Annotated in this window: 2 protein-coding genes; both read left to right on the forward strand. The window is 62.0% G+C overall.

Annotation, left to right across the window (positions count from 1 at the left end):
- Positions 1 to 57: 57 nt before the first annotated feature.
- Positions 58 to 306, forward strand: a complete 249-nt coding sequence (locus AC1DIN_RS29825) for a hypothetical protein (RefSeq protein ID WP_476812345.1) — start codon at positions 58 to 60, stop codon at positions 304 to 306.
- Between the two features lie 12 nt (positions 307 to 318).
- Positions 319 to 1,050, forward strand: a complete 732-nt coding sequence (locus tag AC1DIN_RS29830; RefSeq protein ID WP_476812346.1) for an SOS response-associated peptidase — start codon at positions 319 to 321, stop codon at positions 1,048 to 1,050.
- The last annotated feature ends 163 nt before the right edge of the window (positions 1,051 to 1,213 follow it).

Genomic DNA, 1,213 nt, shown 5'->3' on the forward strand with positions numbered 1-1,213 from the left:
TCAAGCCGACCGCATAGCCGAGGAACAAGTGACCGGGGAGCGCGTACCGGATGAGTTATGGCGACCGACCACGGACCGGGATTGATGGCGAAGAAGCCTGCCGAGCTGCCTGAAATCGATCTCGACGTCGTTGACGTGAGGCAGGTGGCGATAACGACCCATCCTCAGGGAGAAACGATGATCAGCCTGGAGATGGCCGGCGGCCAGGTCATGAACTTGGTCTTCACGCCCGGGTTGCTGGTCAAGCTCGAAGCCTTCCTCGCGAAGGCCAACGAGGAGCAGGCCAAGATTTCTCCCATTCAATAGAGGCAGCACCCGATGTGCGGACGATTCAGCCAAGCCTACACCTGGGAAGAGATTGTCGCCTTCAGCCAACCTCTGACCGTGCCTGCGGATCGGCCCAACCTGCGCGCCCGCTACAACATCCCGCCGACCACCGACGTCGACATCATCGTGAAGACCGAGGCCCGGCGAGAGCTTCGAAGGGCGCGCTGGGGGCTGATCCCGGGGTGGTGGAAGAAGACTCCTTCGGAAGTCGGGTCGACCCATAACGCTCGCTCCGACCGAATGAGCGACAGCGCGATGTTTCGCTCGGCCTTCGTCAAGCGGCGCTGCATCATCCCGGCAAGCGCGTTCTATGAGTGGACGGGCACGAAGGGCGAAAAGGTCCCGCACCGGATCAGCGCTGCGGATGGCGGATTGCTGGCGTTCGCAGGCCTGTGGGATCGATGGACCGATCCGGAGACCGGGGAGGAGATCGTTTCCTGCACGATTATCACCCGGGACGCCGATAAGTGGATGTCAGCCATCCATCACCGGATGCCCGCAATGCTGCACCCCAGGGATTTCGACGCCTGGCTCGACGGCACCGGTGGGAAGGAGCTCCTCGACCAGCCTCCACCCGAGCTTCGCGAGTGGATCGTCAACAGCAGGATGAACAACGCTAAGGTCGGCGACGACGATCCAGCCACCGAGCAGCCGATCATCGCCGAAAGCGCGCCAGCGAAACGTGCGCCCGAGGAACCGCCCCCTCAAGGCAGCTTACTATGAGCGGTGGGTTCCAACCCCGCTTGGGTTTCAGCAGACCTATCCGAGGAAACGCTTCACGATCTCCCGCAGCAACCGGGGCAATTCATCGAAAGCGTAAGGAGTGTGCACTCGCTCGAGCCTTTGATGAAATTCCCGTCCCCACGGGCCAATGTTCACAACCGGG

It is taken from the genome of Allobosea sp. 05T438 (assembly GCF_056396025.1).